The sequence below is a fragment of the Rhizobium sp. LC145 genome (assembly GCF_001005825.1).
GTDB lineage: Bacteria > Pseudomonadota > Alphaproteobacteria > Rhizobiales > Rhizobiaceae > Neorhizobium.
This window is the reverse complement of sequence record NZ_LBHV01000011.1, coordinates 60,023-76,789: the sequence shown is the minus strand read 5'-3', so window position 1 is coordinate 76,789 and position 16,767 is coordinate 60,023. Positions and strand designations below refer to the sequence as shown.

Sequence of the window (16,767 nt, the reverse complement as noted above, 5' to 3'; positions counted from 1 at the left end):
AAATTTCCGGGCAGTATGCTTCCGGAAGGCTGCCGCCCATTACAAGATTTAGCCTGTTGATAATTCTGCCTTTCATGGCATCATCAATACACCTGACGGAGTTATTTTTCTTACCCGCCACCTTTTCGTGGCCGGCCGCGATTGCTCGAGATCGATTCTTCCATCGGTTGATGGACGCCGCGTTGATTGCCGCCGGACACGTTCGGCACTCAGTCGATTTTCTATCAGGAAGTCTCATATGCTGCGCCAACTCTCCATACGATCGAAACTTCTGGCCCTGCTGCTTCTGAGTGGCATCGCCTTGATCGCCGCAACCGGCCTCGTCGCGGACCGCAGCGGTTCGACCTCCCTTCGGTCGGCGATCTTCGACCAGCTCACGACGCTGAAGGAAAGCAAGAAGGCGGAGATCGAACGCTACTTCTCGGAAACGGAGCTGAACTTCCTGACGCTCGCCCAGGCGCCGGTGACGGCCGACGCGATGATCGTGCTCGGCAGCAGCTATCGCGTTCTCGGCGGAGAGAATGAACCCCTGCCGGAACTGACTGCTTTTTACGAAAACGAGGTGCTGGCCAGGGTGAAGGGGCTGACAACCGCGGAGCCTGACGTTCTCTCCTACATGCCGAGCGATCCCGCGGGCCTGCGGCTTCAGAACGACTATATCGCCCGCAACGAGCGCCCGGCCGACGAGAAGGTGGACCTGCTTTCGGGCCCTTCTGCAAATCACTACGACATTGCGCATGCGCGCTATCACACCTTCTTCCGGAAGACCGCCGAGGCCGGAGGACTTGGCGACCTCTTCCTGATCGATGCGACGACCGGAAATGTCGTCTATTCCGTCTACAAGGGTATCGATCTCGGCGGAAACGTCTTCAACGGGCCGTTGGCGCAATCGGGACTTGGCCGGGCCGTGGCAGCCGCCCTCAAGAAAGGCGCGGCGGAGGGTTCCGCGGCACTCGAGGATTTCAGCGCCTATCTGCCGAGCTATCTCGCGCCCGCCGCCTTCGTGGCGACGCCGATCGCGCGGGACGGGCAGCTCTATGGCGTGCTGGCCGCCGAGGTCGCTATCGACAAGATCGACGAGGTGATGACTTTCGACGGAGGCTGGGCGGATGTCGGACTTGGCCGAACGGGGGAGGTCTATCTGGTCGGGCCGCAGCGCACCATGCGCAGCGCGTCGCGCTTCCAGAGGGAAAGCCCCGATGCCTATTACGCCAGTCTTCAGGAGATGGGAGTTGGCGAAGAGGCGATCGAACGCATCCGCCGCTTCAATTCGCCCATCCTGAACCAGCCGGTCAAGAGCGTCGCGGCCGAGGAGACGCTGGAGGGACGTTCCGGCACGGCAATCATTTCCGATTACCGGGGCGTTCAAGCACTCGCCTCGTGGTCGCCGGTCAATGCCATGGGCATGGATTGGGGCATCGTCGCCAAGAAGGACGCGGACGAGGCGCTGGCGCCGGTGGGCGATTTCCGCAAGCGCCTGGCGCAGGTCGCCGCAGGAGCTGCGGCGGTCCTAACCCTTGTCTCGCTTTTCGCCGCCGGCGCCTTTACCCGGCCGATCCGGGAGGTTCTCGGCGGGGTTAACCGGCTTGCCGCGGGAGACGAGACGACGCGCATAGAGGTTTCCGGCAGCGACGAGTTCAGCGAGCTTGGCCGAGCCTTCAACACCATGGCCGACGAAATCACCGCCCGCAGCGCGAAGATCGCCCAGAAGACCGGAGAATACGAGGCGTTGCTGCGCAACGTTTTCCCGGAGATCGCCGCCGAAAGGATGAAGGAGGGCGAGCAGGCCGCGGCCGAAACCGTTAGGAACGTCGCCGTCGCCGTCATCAATATCGACGGCATCAACACCCTCGTCACCGAGAAATCCGAGGATACGCTGAAGCTGATCAACGAGCTCATCGGCGATCTCGACGAGGCGGCTGCCGCCGCCAATGTGGAGAAGATCCACACATTCGGCGAGACCTATGTCGCCGCCTGCGGTCTCTCAACGCCCCGCCTGGACGGGGCGAATCGCATCCTCGCCTTTGTCGATACCGTCGCTGACATCGTCGCGCGTCATGCGCGGAGCTGGAACATTCCGCTGGCGATCAAGGCAGGCGTCACCTTCGGCGATGTTGAGGTCGGTCTCGTCGGCCGCCAGCGAACGATCTACAGCATGTGGGGTGTCACCGTGCTGAGGGCCCGCCGCATCGTCTTCGACGCGGACCCGAATACGGTCAGGGTGACGAAGACGGTCATCGAGCATCTGCCGGAAGGCGGCGGGTTCCAGGAAAAAAGCCAGATCGTGATGAGCGGTTCGGACAAGATTGACACCTGGCAGCGCCTGGCGGGCGCCAGGCAAGCGGTCGCCGTTAATGCTTGAGGCGAGGAAAGACGCCGAGATTGAGAGGAGGAGAAGGCGATGAGCGAGGGTTCCTGGTTCGACATTCTAGCCTGGGCTGGCGTTGTTGTTGTCGGCTACCCTCTCCTGACGCTTGTCATTTCCGAGATCGAGCGGCGGGCCGAGGCATCGGAATTCGGCCGGCCGCTCCGGGTCATCCAGAACTGGGTCCTGCCGGCAGTGGCCCTGTGGATCCTGATCCACAAACTTTCCTCCTTTCCCTCCGACGGGTTCGCGATCCGGCTGATCGATACCGCCGTCGGCATTTTCGTGCTTTATGCCGTCCTGCTGCTCGGCCAGATATTGCTGCTCGCACTCCGCGGCCGGACGGAGAGCCAAGCGCCGAAGCTCTTCTACGAACTGGCGGCGGTCGCCATCGCGATCGTTGGCGGAACCTTCATCGTCTCGTTCGTCTGGGATGTTGATCTCGCCACCCTCTTCGGGGCTCTCGGTGTCGGATCGGTGGTGCTCGGCCTTGCGCTCCAGAACGTGATCGGCGGGCTTGCCAACGGGCTCATCGTGCTTTCGGGCCGCAACTTCGCAATTGGCGACTGGCTGCAGCGCGACGATGGCTTCGCGCGTGTCTCCCAGGTGGACTGGCGCGCCGTGACGCTCGATGCGGACGGGCAGCAGGTCGTGGTGCCGACATCGGAGCTTGCTGGCAGCGCACTTAAGATCGTACGCAACGGCAGTCCCTTCCCCTCGCAGATTTCGATCATGATCCCATCCAGCCACCGGCCGCAGCAGGTGGTCTCCGCATTGTTGGACGTGGCGAGGCGCGTGCCCGAAAGTACCGGTCCCGACAGCGCATTTTGCCAGATCGAGGAATGGACCGCCGGCGGAATCCGCTATTCGGTCGGGGTCATGGTGGATGCGCCCGGCAAGATCGGCAGCGCTCGCAGTGCCCTCATCGACCGCATGTGGCATGTTCTGCCCCGGCATGGGATTTCGATCATGCGCACGGGCAGCGGCGGCGCAGTCGCCGTGATGGAAACGCCGGTCGACTGGGGGAATACAGCCGAGGAGCGCCTGCGGCTCATCGTCAGTAGCGGTGCCTTTCGCGGCCCAGTCACCGGGCTTGAAGAGCTGGCGGAAGAATCCCGTATCGAGCGCTATTCCGCAGGCGAGACGCTGCAGGAGCAGAACACGCCGGCAACGCTCTTTCATATCGTGCTGGAGGGCGCGCTTTCGATGTCGGTCGCCTTGCCGGCCGGCCAGCGCAGCATCGGCCGTCTCCTGCCGGGACAGATCTTCGCCATCCGGGAAGCTCTACGCAATTCGCGAAGCCCGGTTAGCCTTACCGCGGATGAGCCGAGCACGGTCGTCTCCATTCCCGCGGAAGCCATGCAGCGCCTGCTCGACCGCAACCACAAGCTCGGCTCCGATGTCGATGCGATCATCGACAGCCATGCGGCCATGATCGAGGCCTTGAAAAACCCACCATCCGACGATGATGGCCCCATGCACGCCAACGCAAGAAAGACCAGGGCGAAGGCGTCTTAAGGGTAGCACGCTCGACTTGTTGTCACTGATGCTATCAGTTGCGCAACGGACATCGAGCTTGTGGAACCAAACTCGATGTCTGCGACGATTTTGAATTCTACGGCTGTCGAGGTATCGCGCTGCGCTTCGTCAAAGCAACGTTGTCGTAACCCATCAGAAACCCCCACTGTCTCGAGCTCACACGCTGCTGCCAATGGTCAGGCGACGCTTTGTCAGCAGGTTCAAATCCTACCCTCGTGATAATCCTACGCTACCTTCGTAGCCGTAACGACGTAGTGCGCCCGCGCGCGACATGTAGGCCCCCGCCAAGATCGAGTGCGTCATGATCGATTTCGCTCAACCAGGTGCCTGGCTGGGTTGGTTTTGTCGGAAACATTTATTTTCAAAGGGCAGATTTGCCCAAATACGTCACATCCTTGTCATTGATCGCCGATAGATATCGCTCGTGTATGAGCGATATACGTCATTCAGTTGCAGGGAGCGGGCCATTGCTGACCCAGGCAGAGGATCGTCAGGCAAAGATCGTCGAGCTGTTGCGTGAACGTAATTTTCTCGATTTGCGCACGCTGATTGAGCGGTTTGACGTGTCGGTGGCAACGATCCGCCGTGATCTCGGCGATCTTGAGGGTGCTGGGTTGCTCCGTCGCACCCATGGCGGCGCTGTGAGTGTCAATCAGGTCGCGCAGGACAAGACAAACGCGGCCCGTTCCGTTTTGAACCAGGAAGAGAAGGCCGCCATCGCCGCCGTCGTCTCGGGGATGATTGTCGACGGCGACACGGTGATCCTCGACGCCGGCACTACGGCGTTGGAAGTCGCGAGGAAACTGGGCGGACGCAAGAACCTTACAATTATTTCGAACGGTCTCGATATCGTTGCCGAACTGACGCGTGAAGAGGGGCGTAGCATCTACTCGGTCGGAGGGGAATATACCGGAACAAACCGATCCTTCCGCGGGCCGCTGGCCGAGCAGTTCATCCGTCAGTTCAATGTCGACAAGCTGATACTCAATGCAGCGTCGATCGATGTCGATCGCGGACTGGTATGCACCGTCGAGCCCATGAACGCGAGCATAGCCCGGGCCATGATGGAGGTGTCTCGGCGGGTTATCGTCGTCGCCGACCATTCGAAATTCACGAAATCCAGCATGTCCGTGGTCGCGAAGATCGAAGACGTGGGCGCCATCGTCACCGATCGCGGTGCCAAGTCGATCATCGACGCAGCCCCCGAGAAGCTGCGCAAGAAGTTCGTCATAGCGGACTGATTCATCCCCTTCGATCAACAGCATCTTGCCACGCAGGAGATATTAGATGCTCAAGACCAACCGCAGAAAGTTCATCATCGGTGCAGGCGTCGCGGCGCTGGCATCGACGACCGGCCTGAAGTTCGCCTTCGCGCAAGACCGGCGCGAATTGAGAATCGGCGTGAACGGGGTGCCCGCCTCCCTTGAGCCGATCAATGCCATTAGCAATGTCGGCCCCCGCATCGTCAACCAGATCTTCGACACGCTGATCACCCGCGACTGGTTCGGCAATGGCGCGACGGGCAACGGCATCGAACTCGTGCCGCAGCTTGCCGAGAGCTGGGAGCGCATCGACGACAGATCGGTGCGTTTCAAGCTGCGCCGGAACGTCAAGTTCCATGACGGCGTCGAACTGACCGCTGACGATGTCGCCTATACCTTTTCGTCCGAGCGCCTGTGGGGCGACGAGGCGATCAAGACAATCCCGAACGGGCGCAACTTTTCGCCGGATTGGGACGAGCCCGTCGTCGAGGACAAGCATACGGTCGTGCTGCGCACGAAGACACCGTCCTATCTGATCGAACGGTTTCTTGCCTCCTGGCTCGGCCGCATCGTCCCGAAGGAGTATTACAAGAGCCTCGGCGCGGTCGCCTTCGGCAACAAGCCTGTCGGCACAGGTCCTTACAAGTTCCTCGAATTCGTCGCCAATGACCGTGTGGTCCTCGAAGCGAACGATGCCTATTGGGGCGAGAAGCCGACCGCTTCGAAGATCACCTATCAGGTGGTGGCCGAGCCCGCCACCCGCGTTGCCGGGCTGATCAGCGGCGAATACGACATCATCACCACCCTGACGCCCGACGACATGGCGCTGATCGACGGCTATTCGGACATCGAAACCCGGGGCACGCTGATCGAGAACTTCCACATGTTCACCTTCAACATGAACAAGCCGATGTTCAAGTCGAAGACCCTTCGCCGCGCACTGGCACTCGCCGTCAACCGTCCGCTGATGGTCGAATCCCTGTGGAAGAACAAGGCGTCCATCCCCAATGGCATGAACTTCCCGCACATGGGCAAGACCTTCGATCCTAATCGCCGTGCGATGGAGTACAATGTCGAGGAAGCCAAGCGCCTAGTCAAGGAAAGCGGCTACGACGGAATGCCGATCACCTATCACACGATGGGCAACTACTACGCCAACGCAATCCCCGCGTTGATGATGATGATCGAGATGTGGAAGAAAATCGGCGTGACCGTCGAGCCGAAAATCTACGCTCCGGGTGCAAGCCCGAAGGACGACGACGTCATGATACGCAACTGGTCGAACGGCATGTCGCTGACCGACGCATACACGACCATGGTGTCCGAATTCGGTCCCGGCCGTGGCGTCCAGAAGCGCTGGGGTTGGGAAGCGCCGGCGGAATTCAACGAGCTTTGTGTGAAGGTGGCCCAACTGCCTGACGGCAAGGAGCGTTTTGATGCCTTCAACCGCCTACGTGACCTCTTCGAGGAGGAGGCACCTGCCGTCATTCTCTACCAGCCGTTCGACGTCTATGCCGCACGCAAGGACGTCAAATGGAAGCCGATCAGCTTCGAGATGATGGAATTCCGCAACAACCTCAGCTTCTCGTAACAACAATCCAGTGCATCGGCGGCGCGCATTTGTGCGCGCCGCTTCCCGGAGAATACCCATGTCAAAGCTCTTGACCGTCCGCGATCTCGTCGTCGAGGTCCCTGCACGAAACGTGACGATCATTGGCGGGATCAGCTTTTCCTTAGAGGCCGGACAGACGCTCGGCCTGGTCGGTGAGTCCGGCTGCGGCAAGAGCATGACCTGCTATGCGATCGCCAACATGCTGCCGCGCGGGATCGCCCGCACCGGCGGCAGCATCGAGTTTGCGTGCGACCTGTTGAAGTCAGGCAAGGCCGCCGATCCGACGATCGCAATGATCTTTCAGGATCCGACCAGCAGCCTCAACCCGGTTCATACGATCGGATATTATCTGGAATCTGCGCTCTACCGGCATCAGGGTCTGAAGGGCAACGACGCCCGGCTCGAAGCCATGCGGCTGCTGGAACGGGTCGGCATCGACCGTGCCGAAAGCCGGCTGCGCGCCTATCCCCACCAGTTTTCCGGTGGCATGAACCAGCGTGTGATGATCGCCCATGCGCTGGCAGCCAAGCCGCAACTGTTGATCGCCGACGAACCGACCACAGCGCTCGACGTCACAATGCAGGCCCAGATTCTGCACCTGCTTGAGGAATTGAAGGCCGAGACGGGCATGGCTCTGATCATCGTCTCCCACGATCTCGGCGTCATTGCCCGGCTCGCTGACCGCGCGGCCGTGATGTATTGCGGCAAGATCATCGAGACCGCGCCCGTGGCCGAGTTGCTGCTGCGCCCGGCGCATCCTTATGCCCGCGCGCTGATCACCTGCATGCCGAGCATCGATCCCGCCGATCTCGAACCGCCCGTTCCCATTCCCGGTTCCGTTCCGCTTCTCGACAGCCTTCCCGGGGGATGCCATTTTCATCCGCGCTGCTCGCGCGCGAGCGGCGAATGTGCCGCCCATTTCCCTGCTCCCGCCATGATCGGTCCCGTTCACGAGGTCTCCTGTTTTCATCCGGTGGCCGCATGAACACGCCTCTGTTCCTTGCCCGTGATCTGACCAGAGCCTATCGTCACAAGGCCGGCTTCTTCGCCAGGCCGACCAGCCAGTTGGCGGCCGATTCCATCAGCTTCGAGTTCATGGCCCGCGAACGCATTGGCGTCGTCGGTGAATCGGGAAGTGGAAAATCCACCCTTGGCCGCCTTCTCCTCGGCCTCACGCCGCCGACCCGCGGCGACGTGTGGTTCGAGGGTGTCAACCACAGGGACCGCAGCGCGCAGGACTGGACGACATTCCGCAAGTGCACATCGTTGGTACAGCAGAACCCGCTGTCGGCCCTCAATCCGCAGATGACGATCGGCGAGCAGGTCGCCGAGGGAATACTGGTCCACCGTGTCGCCGGTCGGACCGAAGCCTATGAGCGCACGGCCGCGATGCTGGAGCGCGTCGGCCTGTCCGGCGCCATGATGAACCGCTTCCCGCACCAGATGTCCGGTGGCCAGCGCCAGCGCGTCGTCATTGCCCGTGCGCTGATCCTCGACCCGAAGCTGGTCGTCTTCGACGAGGCAGTCTCCGCGCTCGACGTCTCCGTGCAAGCCCAGGTCGTGGCCCTGCTGAGATCGCTCTGGCAGCAGTTGGATCTCGCCTATGTCTTCATCACCCATGATCTCCGGATCGTGCGCCATCTGGTCGATCGCATCGTGGTGATGTACTTCGGCCGCATCGTCGAGACCGGTGACATCAGGGCCGTCTATGAACATCCGCGTCATCCCTACACGCGCGCGCTGCTCGCCTCTGTACCGACCATGGACTCATCGATCCGTAGTATCGAGCCGCCGATCAAGGGCGAACTCGATGCCGGCAAGGTATCGCAGGGCTGCGCTTTCCGATCGCGCTGTCCTTTTGCTATCGACAGGTGCGCTGTCGAGACGCCGCTGCTCCGGGCATTCGACCGACAGCAGGCGGCGTGCCACCGGGCCGATGAGTTCGTCGGGCCGATCAAATCGCAGGCAACTGCGCCGCAACAGAAGAAAATAGCGCGATGACCGGGTTCATTGTTGCCCGTGCCTTCAGGGCGATCGTCGTGCTGGTCTTCACCGTCACACTGGTCTTCATCGTGTTGCGCCTGAGCGGCGACCCGGCCCAGCAAATGTTGTCCGACAATGCCAGCCCCGAGGCGCTCGCCGCTTTCAATGCCAAATGGGCGCTGGATCGATCGATTTTCGAACAGTACCTGTTCTATCTCGCTAACGCGCTGCGAGGCGATTTTGGTGTCTCATTTGCCGACGGTCGCGAAGTCTTCTCGGTTGTTAGCGAGCGGATCCCCAAGACGCTCGCCCTGACCGTTCCGGCCGTCATCCTCAGCCTGCTGATCGGCATCCCGGCGGGCATCATTGCGGCTGTGCGCCGGGAATCCGCCGTCGACAAGGGCGTCATGGCAGGCGCCGTTCTCGGTTACAGCATTCCCAACTTCCTGCTCGGCCTAGTCTTCATCTTCGCCTTCGCGGTCTGGCTCCGCGTGCTGCCCAGTTCCGGCAGCTCGACCTGGAGACATGCGATCCTGCCCGTGGCCACCTTCGCACTGTTCAACGCCGCCGCTGTCGCCCGCTTCATGCGCTCGACCCTCATCGATGTGCTCGGCCAGCCCTACATCGCGGCGGCACGCGCCGATGGTGTCCCGAACTGGGAGATCATCCTGCGCCATGCCCTGCCGAATGCGGCGATCCCGATGGTGACGACACTCGGCTTCGTCGCCGGCGGCCTGCTCGGCGGCGCCGTTCTTGTCGAACCCGTTTTCGCCTGGCCGGGCCTCGGTAGCGGCTTCGTCAATGCGACAAGCACCGGCGATCTGCCGGTCGCGCAGGCGATGATCGTGCTGTTCACGGCCTTTATGGTGATAATCAACTTTGGTGTCGACGTTCTCTATGTCGTCCTTAATCCGAAAATCAGGAAGCACTGACATGACGGTCGTGACCTCATCCCGCCCGATCCGGGGTTCGTTATGGGCTCCCTTCCGCCGCATGCCGACCAGCATTGGCTTGTGCTGCCTGTGGATCGGCATCGTTGTCGCCATCGGCATCACAGCGCGCTGGATATCGCCTTTCGATTATCTTTCGCAGGACCCGCTTTCGCGTTTCGCGAGGCCCTTCGCGTCGGCAAGCCATCTGCTGGGTTCCGACTATCTTGGCCGCGATGTGCTGAGTAACGTGCTGGTTGCTACCCAGACCACGCTGATGATCGCGCTCGCCGGGTCGATCGTCTGCGCGCTGATCGGCATCACACTCGGCCTGCTAGCCGCTCATTTCGGTGGCTGGATCGACAACGTCCTCATGGGATTTGCCGATTCAATGGCGTCGATCCCTTTCATCATCATCGCGCTCGGCGTGCTCGCCATATTCGGTTCCAGCCCGTTGTTGTTCGTCTTCCTCGTCGGCTTCCAGAACTGGGAACGCTATGCGCGCCTAACGCGCGGCCTCGTCATCAGCGCGCTGGAGGAAGGTTATGCGGAAGCGGCGCGCATCGTCGGCGTGCCGCCGCGACGCATCTACTTCCGCCATATGCTGCCCAATATCGCCGGCCCGCTCATCGTACAGTTCACTGTGAACTTTCCGGAAATCATCCTGCTCGAAAGCGGATTGAGCTTCCTCGGTCTCGGCATCCAGCCACCGGCGACCAGCCTGGGATTGATGGTGGCCGATGGCCGGACTTATCTGGCGATAGCCTGGTGGATCGCCGCGTTCCCCGGTGTCGTCATCGTCCTCACTACCCTCTCCATCAGCCTGCTCGGCGACTATTTGCGCGACCGTTTCGACGCGCGCCTGCGTTAGTCCAAAAAGGAAAAGACAATGAATCCGCTCCGAATGAACCTCGAAACCTTGCGCGTTGGCGGCCACCGTGGTCACAGCGCCGGCGCTCCGGAAAACACGCTGGCCGCATTTCGCAAGGCCTTCGAACATGCCGGACCGCTCGTCACCTGCGAGACCGATCTTAGCATGACGAGCGACGGCGAGCTTGTGCTGATGCACGACAAGACCGTCGACCGCACGACCAACGGCCACGGCATCGTGCAGAACATGACCTATGCGGAACTCTCCAAACTGGATGCTGGCAGCTGGTTCGGCAAGAAATTCGCTGGCGAGCGCATCCCGCTGCTGCGCGACGCGCTTCACCTCGGCCGTGAACTGGGTATCGTCTTCCAGCTCGAACTGAAGATCTATGACCGCAACGAGGTGATCATTGCAAAGCTGCGCGCCTTGATCGATGAACTGGGCTGCGCCGACCTGCTGCAGTTCTCCTCCTTCGACTTCGTTCAGCTGAAGGCTGTGAAGGCCGCGATACCGGAAGTGGCGACCGTCGGCCTGATGCATTCGCGCCTGATCGACCCCGCCGCTCTTGCCCGGCAAGCCGATCTCGATGCGATGAACATCGAGATCTATCACTTTGCAAGCGGCGAGGCGCGCCAGCTGCATGACGAGGATTTTGCCGTCTTCACCTATCTGCCGGGGGGCTATCATGAAAAGCTGATGCAATATGGGATCGACGTCGAGGCTCAGATCGTCCAGTGGGTTCGGGAAGGCCAGCTGGACCAGCTCATGGGCGACGATGTCGCGCAGATGGCAAGGCTCAAGGAGCTGGCGCGTGGCTGATGTGCGCGCCTCTCGCTCTTCCTCTATTTCGGTCAAGGCCATTGTTGAAGGCATCGCACGGGACGCTGGAAAGCTGGCCCTGACCCATTTTGAATCTCTGGCGAGTTTGCCGGTCGAAGCGAAGGGCCATCTCGACCTGGTGACCGCAGCTGACAGGGAGGTCGAGGAACTCCTGATCCGAAAGCTGCGGGACGCCTTTCCCGAGGATGGCATTTTCGGCGAAGAGGGTGGCAATGTCCCCGGCAGGTCCGGGCGCATCTGGGTTATCGATCCAATCGACGGAACGTTTAACTTTGTCCGCGGCAGCCAGAACTGGGCGGTGTCGATCGGTCTTTACGAAAACCGCCGGCCGGTGTTCGGCGTGATCCACGCGCCCGCCCGCGACTTGACAATTGCGGGCGGGACGGCGGTCCCGGCACAGCTTAACGGCAAGCCGATCAAGCCACTCCCGGCATTCGTCATGTCGCGGGCATCGACGGGCTTCAGTTTCCATCCCACGGTATCGACAGCTGACCGGCTCGAAGCCATTCGCTTCATCTCGGAAGACCTCGGCATCAGCTTCCGGCTTTGCGGCGCCGCCACGATCTCGCTGATCGAAGTCATGCTTGGCGAGACCGATGGGTACCTCTCCATTGGTGATTCAACCTGGGATGTGATGGCCGCGCTTCCAATTCTCGCAAGTCTCGGTGTCTCGCATACCATTGACTGGGATCGAACGGAGCTTTCCCAGAAGCTGCGCTTCGCCTGCGGTAGCGAGGCGTTTCTCGACAAGGTTAGACCGCTGCTGCAGACCTTGTCGATCGCCATCTGACCGCGGCCAGGCGGTTGATCGCTTTACGGCCGCTCCTCTTTTGTCCAAAGAACTCCGACGCAGTCGCGCAGCCAGCCGTGTCGGTCGAGAATGGCATGCGCCGTGCTTTTGGCAGGCACATCTATCTCTCTGGTCGATCAGTTTATCCCGCCAAACTTGGAATATGCCGCTCGACCAATCGCAGGAATCGTTGGTTGCGAGTCCCCGCAACCAATTCCTACTCCATTCCAGCCCACGCCGCAGGTCGTCGATCGCCGAGACTGAAGGCAAAACCGGCATCATCAATATGAAAGGGACGCCGTGGCGGGATATCTAGCTTAGGCGGTTTCGGATGGCTTTTGCGTGGCCAGGTACGCCCCTGAAGGGCCAGGGCTGGCTGCAATCCTGCTTTGTCGGATGACATCCTCCGTGCGCGACGTGGCGGCAGCTTTTAATGGGGGGAGATCGAGATGGGTCTTTCAAACGCAACCCATCGCCGCTCACGCCTCTGGCTGCTGCCAATGAGGATAGGTCACATAAGCGGTCACGGCACCGTTCTCGTGGGAGCGGATAGTCACCCTGTCGCCTTTCTGCATGGCGATGATCTCTCCGGGGCCTGCCGTCACTGTTTTGTGGCCATTGGAGACGGTGATCTTTCCTTCAAGGATCACCATTGTGTCGTGCACGGCCATCGTCTCTTCCAGGATCTGGTCTGGCCCGTAGCGCCCGAAACCGACGGTGACCGGCCCGCCATGGCGCTGATCGAGGAGGTTGCCGGTGAAGATGTCACCGTCCTGCCCTGGCGAGCGCTCGAATGCTGCGTCGGCAATGGTGAACTTGTGAATGGTCATGGACCGACTCCTTTGAGATTGGCTCGGGGAACCCGAGCTGGGGGGCTGGGAAAGGCGCTGACTCGACTGAACTGCGGAACAGAGCCGGGCGCTCCGTCCCGCAGGCTCTCAGTTGGTAATGAACTTCAAGATATCCGCACTCAGCACATCGGCATTGACCGTCAGCATGCCGTGAGAATAACCGGGATAAGTCTTCAGCGAGCCGTTCCGCAGAAGTTTGACCGCCTTCAAAGCCGAGGCGGCTATCGGAACGACCTGATCGTCCTCGCCGTGGAGCACCAGCGTCGGCACGGTGATTGCCTTCAAGTCCTCTGTCTGGTCGGTTTCCGAAAAGGCCTTGATGCCATCATAGTGCGCCTTGGCGCTGCCCATCATGCCCTGCCGCCACCAGTTCTGGATCACGCCTTCATGGACCGTCGCGCCCTCGCGGTTGAAGCCGTAGAACGGGCCCGCCGGGACGTCCCGGAAGAACTGGGCACGGTTGCTGGCCAGTGCCGACCGAAAGCCGTCGAAGACCTCAATCGGCGTGCCTTCGGGGTTGTCGTTTGTCTTCAGCATCAGCGGAGGAATGGCGGCGACCAGGACAGCCTTGGTCACCCGGCCCGCGGGCTCGCCGAACTTGGCCACATAGCGGGCCACTTCGCCGCCACCGGTGGAATGGCCGATGTGAACCGCGTTCGTCAGGTCCAGCGCCTTGGCGACGGCAAAGGCATCGGCCGCGTAGTGGTCGATGTCGTGACCTTCGGCAACCTGCTCCGAGCGCCCATGTCCGCGCCGATCATGCGCGACGACCCGATAGCCCTTCGACAGGAAGAAAAGCATCTGCGCATCCCAGTCGTCGGAACTGAGCGGCCAGCCATGGTGAAAAACGATGGGCTGGGCGTCCTTCGGACCCCAGTCCTTGTAGAAAATCTGAACGTTATCGTTGGTCGTGACAAAGCCCATGGTGAGTTCTCCTTCTGACAGTTTGAAAGTGACATGTTTGCCGGCACGCGCGGTGCTCGGCAGGAATGCGAAGCTCGCGGCAAGTGCTGCGCCCGCGATCAGGGCATCGCGGCGGCTGAGCGGCAGGCCTGGGATTGAGATTGGAGGCATGGAGAGGTTCCGTGGATTGACCCGGAAAGCGGATTTAAAGGGGTTATGAATGTGTCCTTGGCTGCCCTTCGAGCTTGAGCAGGTTTGCCGGTGGACATGCTCCCAAGTGCACGTCCTGAGGCCTTGATCTCATCTCGACAAACGATGCGATAGTCCGCCATGGCGCGAAGCTGTGTCGCTAAACGGGGAACGCCGAATGGATTTGGCCCTCGCGCGTCCTGAAGCCGATAAACGCGGAAGGGAACGCCGTGGATCGCAGATCGTGGCTGGTGTAAGTCAACGCAAGAGCGGCGGACTATCCGAGGCAGGATTCAGCGTTGCAGGTCAGCCACGGGTGCAGTGCCAAACATGCTCTTATACTCTCGACTGAATTGCGACGGGCTTGTGTAGCCTACCTCATATGCCACGCGCGATACGTTGGTGCTCCCGGCGGTAAGAAGCTTTCGCGCTTCCAGGAGGCGTATATGACGTTGGAAGGCCAGCGGGCTAAATCCCGTGACAGCCTTGAAGTGCATGTGAAAGGAGGTGACGCTCATGCCGGAAGAGGCCGCCAGGTCGCGGATGACAATCGGTTCGCTGTGGTTGGCGGCGTGCCAGTCAGCCGCAGTCTTCAATCGCGGTCTTGCGCGCGAATTGAATGCGCAGGTAGTAGAGTAGGTCACCTCAACTCTTATCGCTGCACTCGGGATTACTTGCAGAGCTGTATCGCTGAAATCAGGGATTGCGTTCCACTTTTTGGGACACAGTTTTGCGAATATGGAGACTATTCAGCCTAAAACTGCAACGCTACCAACGCGGTGGAGACTGAATGGCGGGTATGGTCTATCTTCGGCGGGCGCGCGGTTGCTCGAGCATGTGAGATCGGAAGGGCGAATGCATGGCTGAAGCGAGCTTGGGGCAGACGATCGGGCCTGCGATCGTTCTGATGGGAGCGGCCGTTGTCGCGGTGCCCTTGTTTCGGCGGATCGGTCTCGGTTCGGTTTTGGGCTATTTCGCTGCCGGCGTGCTTGTCGGTCCGTCGGTGATCGGATTGTTCACCGATGCGCTGTCCATTCTGCATTTCTCCGAACTCGGGGTGGTGATGTTCCTGTTCGTGATCGGACTGGAGTTGCGCCCGTACAAGCTGTGGGCCATGCGTGGTCAGATTTTCGGGCTGGGCCTCGTGCAGGTCGCGGCGGCAACCGCGGCCCTGACGCTGACGGGCATGCTGGTTTTTGGCCTTTCCCGCCCCGTTGCCTTCATCGCAGGGGCAGGTTTCGTCCTTTCCTCGACGGCCGTCATCATGTCGGTCCTGCAGGAGCGCGGCGAGATATCGAGTGCCGAGGGCCAGAAATCGGTATCTATCCTCCTCTTCGAGGACCTGATGATCGTGCCGCTTCTGGCGGTGGTTGCCTTCCTGTCGCCTCTGTCCCAAGGACAGTCGGGGTGGATGGACGTTTTGCTGGCGATTGGCGCGTTACTGGTACTTCTGGGCGTATCAAGATGGGGCCTGAACCCGTTTTTCGCCTTGCTGGCGCGTGCGCGAACGAGAGAAGTGATGACGGCCGGTGCGCTGCTGGTGGTGCTTGGAGCAGCATTGCTGATGGCCGGCGCTGGTCTTTCCATGGCGATGGGCGCATTCCTTGCCGGGGTGATGCTGTCGAGCTCCAGCTACCGGCACCAGATCGAAAGCGATATCGAGCCGTTTCGCGGCCTGCTGATGGGCCTGTTCTTCATGGCCGTCGGCATGTCGCTCGACCTTTCCGTCGTTGCCGCGGAATGGCGGCTTCTGCTGTCCATGCTGGTCGCATTCACCGTCGCAAAAGGCGTCGTGGTCTATACAGTTGCTCGTTTGTTTGCCAGTTCCAGCCGCCAGGCATTGCACCGCACCTCGATGTTCCTGCAGGGCGGCGAATTCGCCTTTGTGCTCTACGCCGCCGCGTCCGCGGGCGGCGTGATCGATGCGCGCGAGAACGCGCTGTTCACCACCGTCGTGATCTTCTCCATGGTTCTGACGCCGCTTCTCATGATCGCGGCAGACCGGCTGCTGCGAAGCGAGGCCTCTATGGAGGGCGTTGAGGCGGCCCGGGATCTCGATGGACGGGTGCTCATCATCGGTTTCGGCCGCTTCGGACAGATCGCTTCGCAACTGCTGCTTTCCAAGGGAGTCAGGCTCTCCGTGATTGATATGAGTCCCGACCGGATCCGGGAAGCGGGGCGGTTCGGGTTCAAGGTCTTTTTCGGCGACGGCACCCGGCTCGATACTCTGCGCCATTCCGGCGCGGGTTCCGCCGAAGCACTGATGATCTGCATCGACGACCCGAAGGCCGGAATGCAGATCGTGGAGCTGGCGCAGCATGAATTCCCGCAGGCAAAGATCCTCGTGCGCAGCTATGATCGCGGGCATGCGGTGGACCTGATCCGCGCCGGCGTGGACTATCAGATCCGCGAGACGGTCGAATCCGCGTATCTGATGGGAGCGGAGGGCCTTCGCGCATTGGGTTATGCCGAGCTTGACGTGGAGGAAGCCGCCAAAGACGTCCGTCAACGGGACAACGAGCGACTGTCCGAGCAGGTGCAGGGTAACATCATGTCCGGCCAGGATCGCCTGCACGTCCGGCCCGTTCCTGAGCCGTTTAGCGGAGTAGCAGTGTCGAAATAGACAGCGGCAG

General features: G+C 61.0%; 14 protein-coding genes. 11 read left to right on the top strand and 3 right to left on the bottom strand.

Features of this window, described 5'->3' with window-relative positions; translation table 11 throughout:
• Nucleotides 1–238: 238 nt before the first annotated feature.
• From YH62_RS24385 to YH62_RS24340, 10 genes are all read left to right on the top strand, one after another.
• Nucleotides 239–2,362, top strand: a complete 2,124-nt coding sequence (locus YH62_RS24385) for an adenylate/guanylate cyclase domain-containing protein (protein ID WP_046796906.1) — start codon at nucleotides 239–241, stop codon at nucleotides 2,360–2,362.
• 39 nt (nucleotides 2,363–2,401) lie between these two features.
• Entirely contained in the window at nucleotides 2,402–3,883 is a 1,482-nt protein-coding gene (locus YH62_RS24380) for a cyclic nucleotide-binding domain-containing protein (RefSeq protein WP_046796905.1), read from the top strand.
• 488 nt (nucleotides 3,884–4,371) lie between these two features.
• Nucleotides 4,372–5,145, top strand: coding sequence for a DeoR/GlpR family DNA-binding transcription regulator (locus tag YH62_RS24375; protein ID WP_245282172.1), 774 nt, complete (start codon nucleotides 4,372–4,374; stop codon nucleotides 5,143–5,145).
• Nucleotides 5,146–5,191: 46 nt separating this feature from the next.
• Nucleotides 5,192–6,757: an ABC transporter substrate-binding protein gene (locus YH62_RS24370; protein ID WP_046796903.1), complete on the top strand. Its 1,566-nt coding sequence runs from the start codon at nucleotides 5,192–5,194 to the stop codon at nucleotides 6,755–6,757.
• Nucleotides 6,758–6,815: 58 nt separating this feature from the next.
• Nucleotides 6,816–7,763 carry an ABC transporter ATP-binding protein gene (locus YH62_RS24365; RefSeq protein ID WP_046796902.1) on the top strand — a complete coding sequence of 316 codons (948 nt, stop codon included), beginning with the start codon at nucleotides 6,816–6,818 and terminating at the stop codon, nucleotides 7,761–7,763.
• Nucleotides 7,760–8,779 (top strand): oligopeptide/dipeptide ABC transporter ATP-binding protein, encoded by a 1,020-nt coding sequence (locus YH62_RS24360; RefSeq protein WP_046796901.1) that lies wholly within the window; start codon nucleotides 7,760–7,762, stop codon nucleotides 8,777–8,779. The genes YH62_RS24365 and YH62_RS24360 overlap by 4 nt, the downstream gene beginning before the upstream one ends.
• Nucleotides 8,776–9,693: an ABC transporter permease gene (locus YH62_RS24355; RefSeq protein ID WP_046796900.1), complete on the top strand. Its 918-nt coding sequence runs from the start codon at nucleotides 8,776–8,778 to the stop codon at nucleotides 9,691–9,693. Before YH62_RS24360 ends, YH62_RS24355 begins: the two co-directional genes overlap by 4 nt.
• 1 nt (nucleotide 9,694) lies before the next feature.
• The gene (locus tag YH62_RS24350) at nucleotides 9,695–10,561 is read left to right on the top strand and encodes an ABC transporter permease (RefSeq protein ID WP_046796899.1); all 867 of its coding nucleotides are present in this window, start codon (nucleotides 9,695–9,697) and stop codon (nucleotides 10,559–10,561) included.
• Between the two features lie 18 nt (nucleotides 10,562–10,579).
• A complete protein-coding gene (locus YH62_RS24345; RefSeq protein ID WP_046796898.1) occupies nucleotides 10,580–11,380 on the top strand; it encodes a glycerophosphodiester phosphodiesterase family protein in 801 nt (266 codons plus the stop codon).
• Nucleotides 11,373–12,191 carry an inositol monophosphatase family protein gene (locus YH62_RS24340; protein WP_046796897.1) on the top strand — a complete coding sequence of 273 codons (819 nt, stop codon included), beginning with the start codon at nucleotides 11,373–11,375 and terminating at the stop codon, nucleotides 12,189–12,191. Before YH62_RS24345 ends, YH62_RS24340 begins: the two co-directional genes overlap by 8 nt.
• A 479-nt stretch (nucleotides 12,192–12,670) precedes the next feature.
• On the opposite strand, the gene YH62_RS24335 is transcribed toward YH62_RS24340, so the two are convergent.
• The 3 genes from YH62_RS24335 to YH62_RS31060 all read right to left on the bottom strand — a co-directional run bounded on the left by YH62_RS24335 (nucleotide 12,671) and on the right by YH62_RS31060 (nucleotide 14,778).
• Nucleotides 12,671–13,021, bottom strand: a complete 351-nt coding sequence (locus YH62_RS24335) for an ethanolamine utilization protein (RefSeq protein WP_046796896.1) — start codon at nucleotides 13,019–13,021, stop codon at nucleotides 12,671–12,673.
• Between the two features lie 108 nt (nucleotides 13,022–13,129).
• Entirely contained in the window at nucleotides 13,130–14,116 is a 987-nt protein-coding gene (locus tag YH62_RS24330) for an alpha/beta hydrolase (RefSeq protein WP_082118486.1), read from the bottom strand.
• A gap of 311 nt (nucleotides 14,117–14,427) precedes the next feature.
• Entirely contained in the window at nucleotides 14,428–14,778 is a 351-nt protein-coding gene (locus YH62_RS31060; RefSeq protein ID WP_280950079.1) for an AraC family transcriptional regulator, read from the bottom strand.
• 215 nt (nucleotides 14,779–14,993) lie between these two features.
• Here YH62_RS31060 and YH62_RS24320 point away from each other — a divergent pair, with 215 nt between their 5' ends.
• On the top strand, nucleotides 14,994–16,757 hold the full coding sequence (locus YH62_RS24320; RefSeq protein WP_046796895.1) for a monovalent cation:proton antiporter-2 (CPA2) family protein: 1,764 nt from the start codon (nucleotides 14,994–14,996) through the stop codon (nucleotides 16,755–16,757).
• The last annotated feature ends 10 nt before the right edge of the window (nucleotides 16,758–16,767 follow it).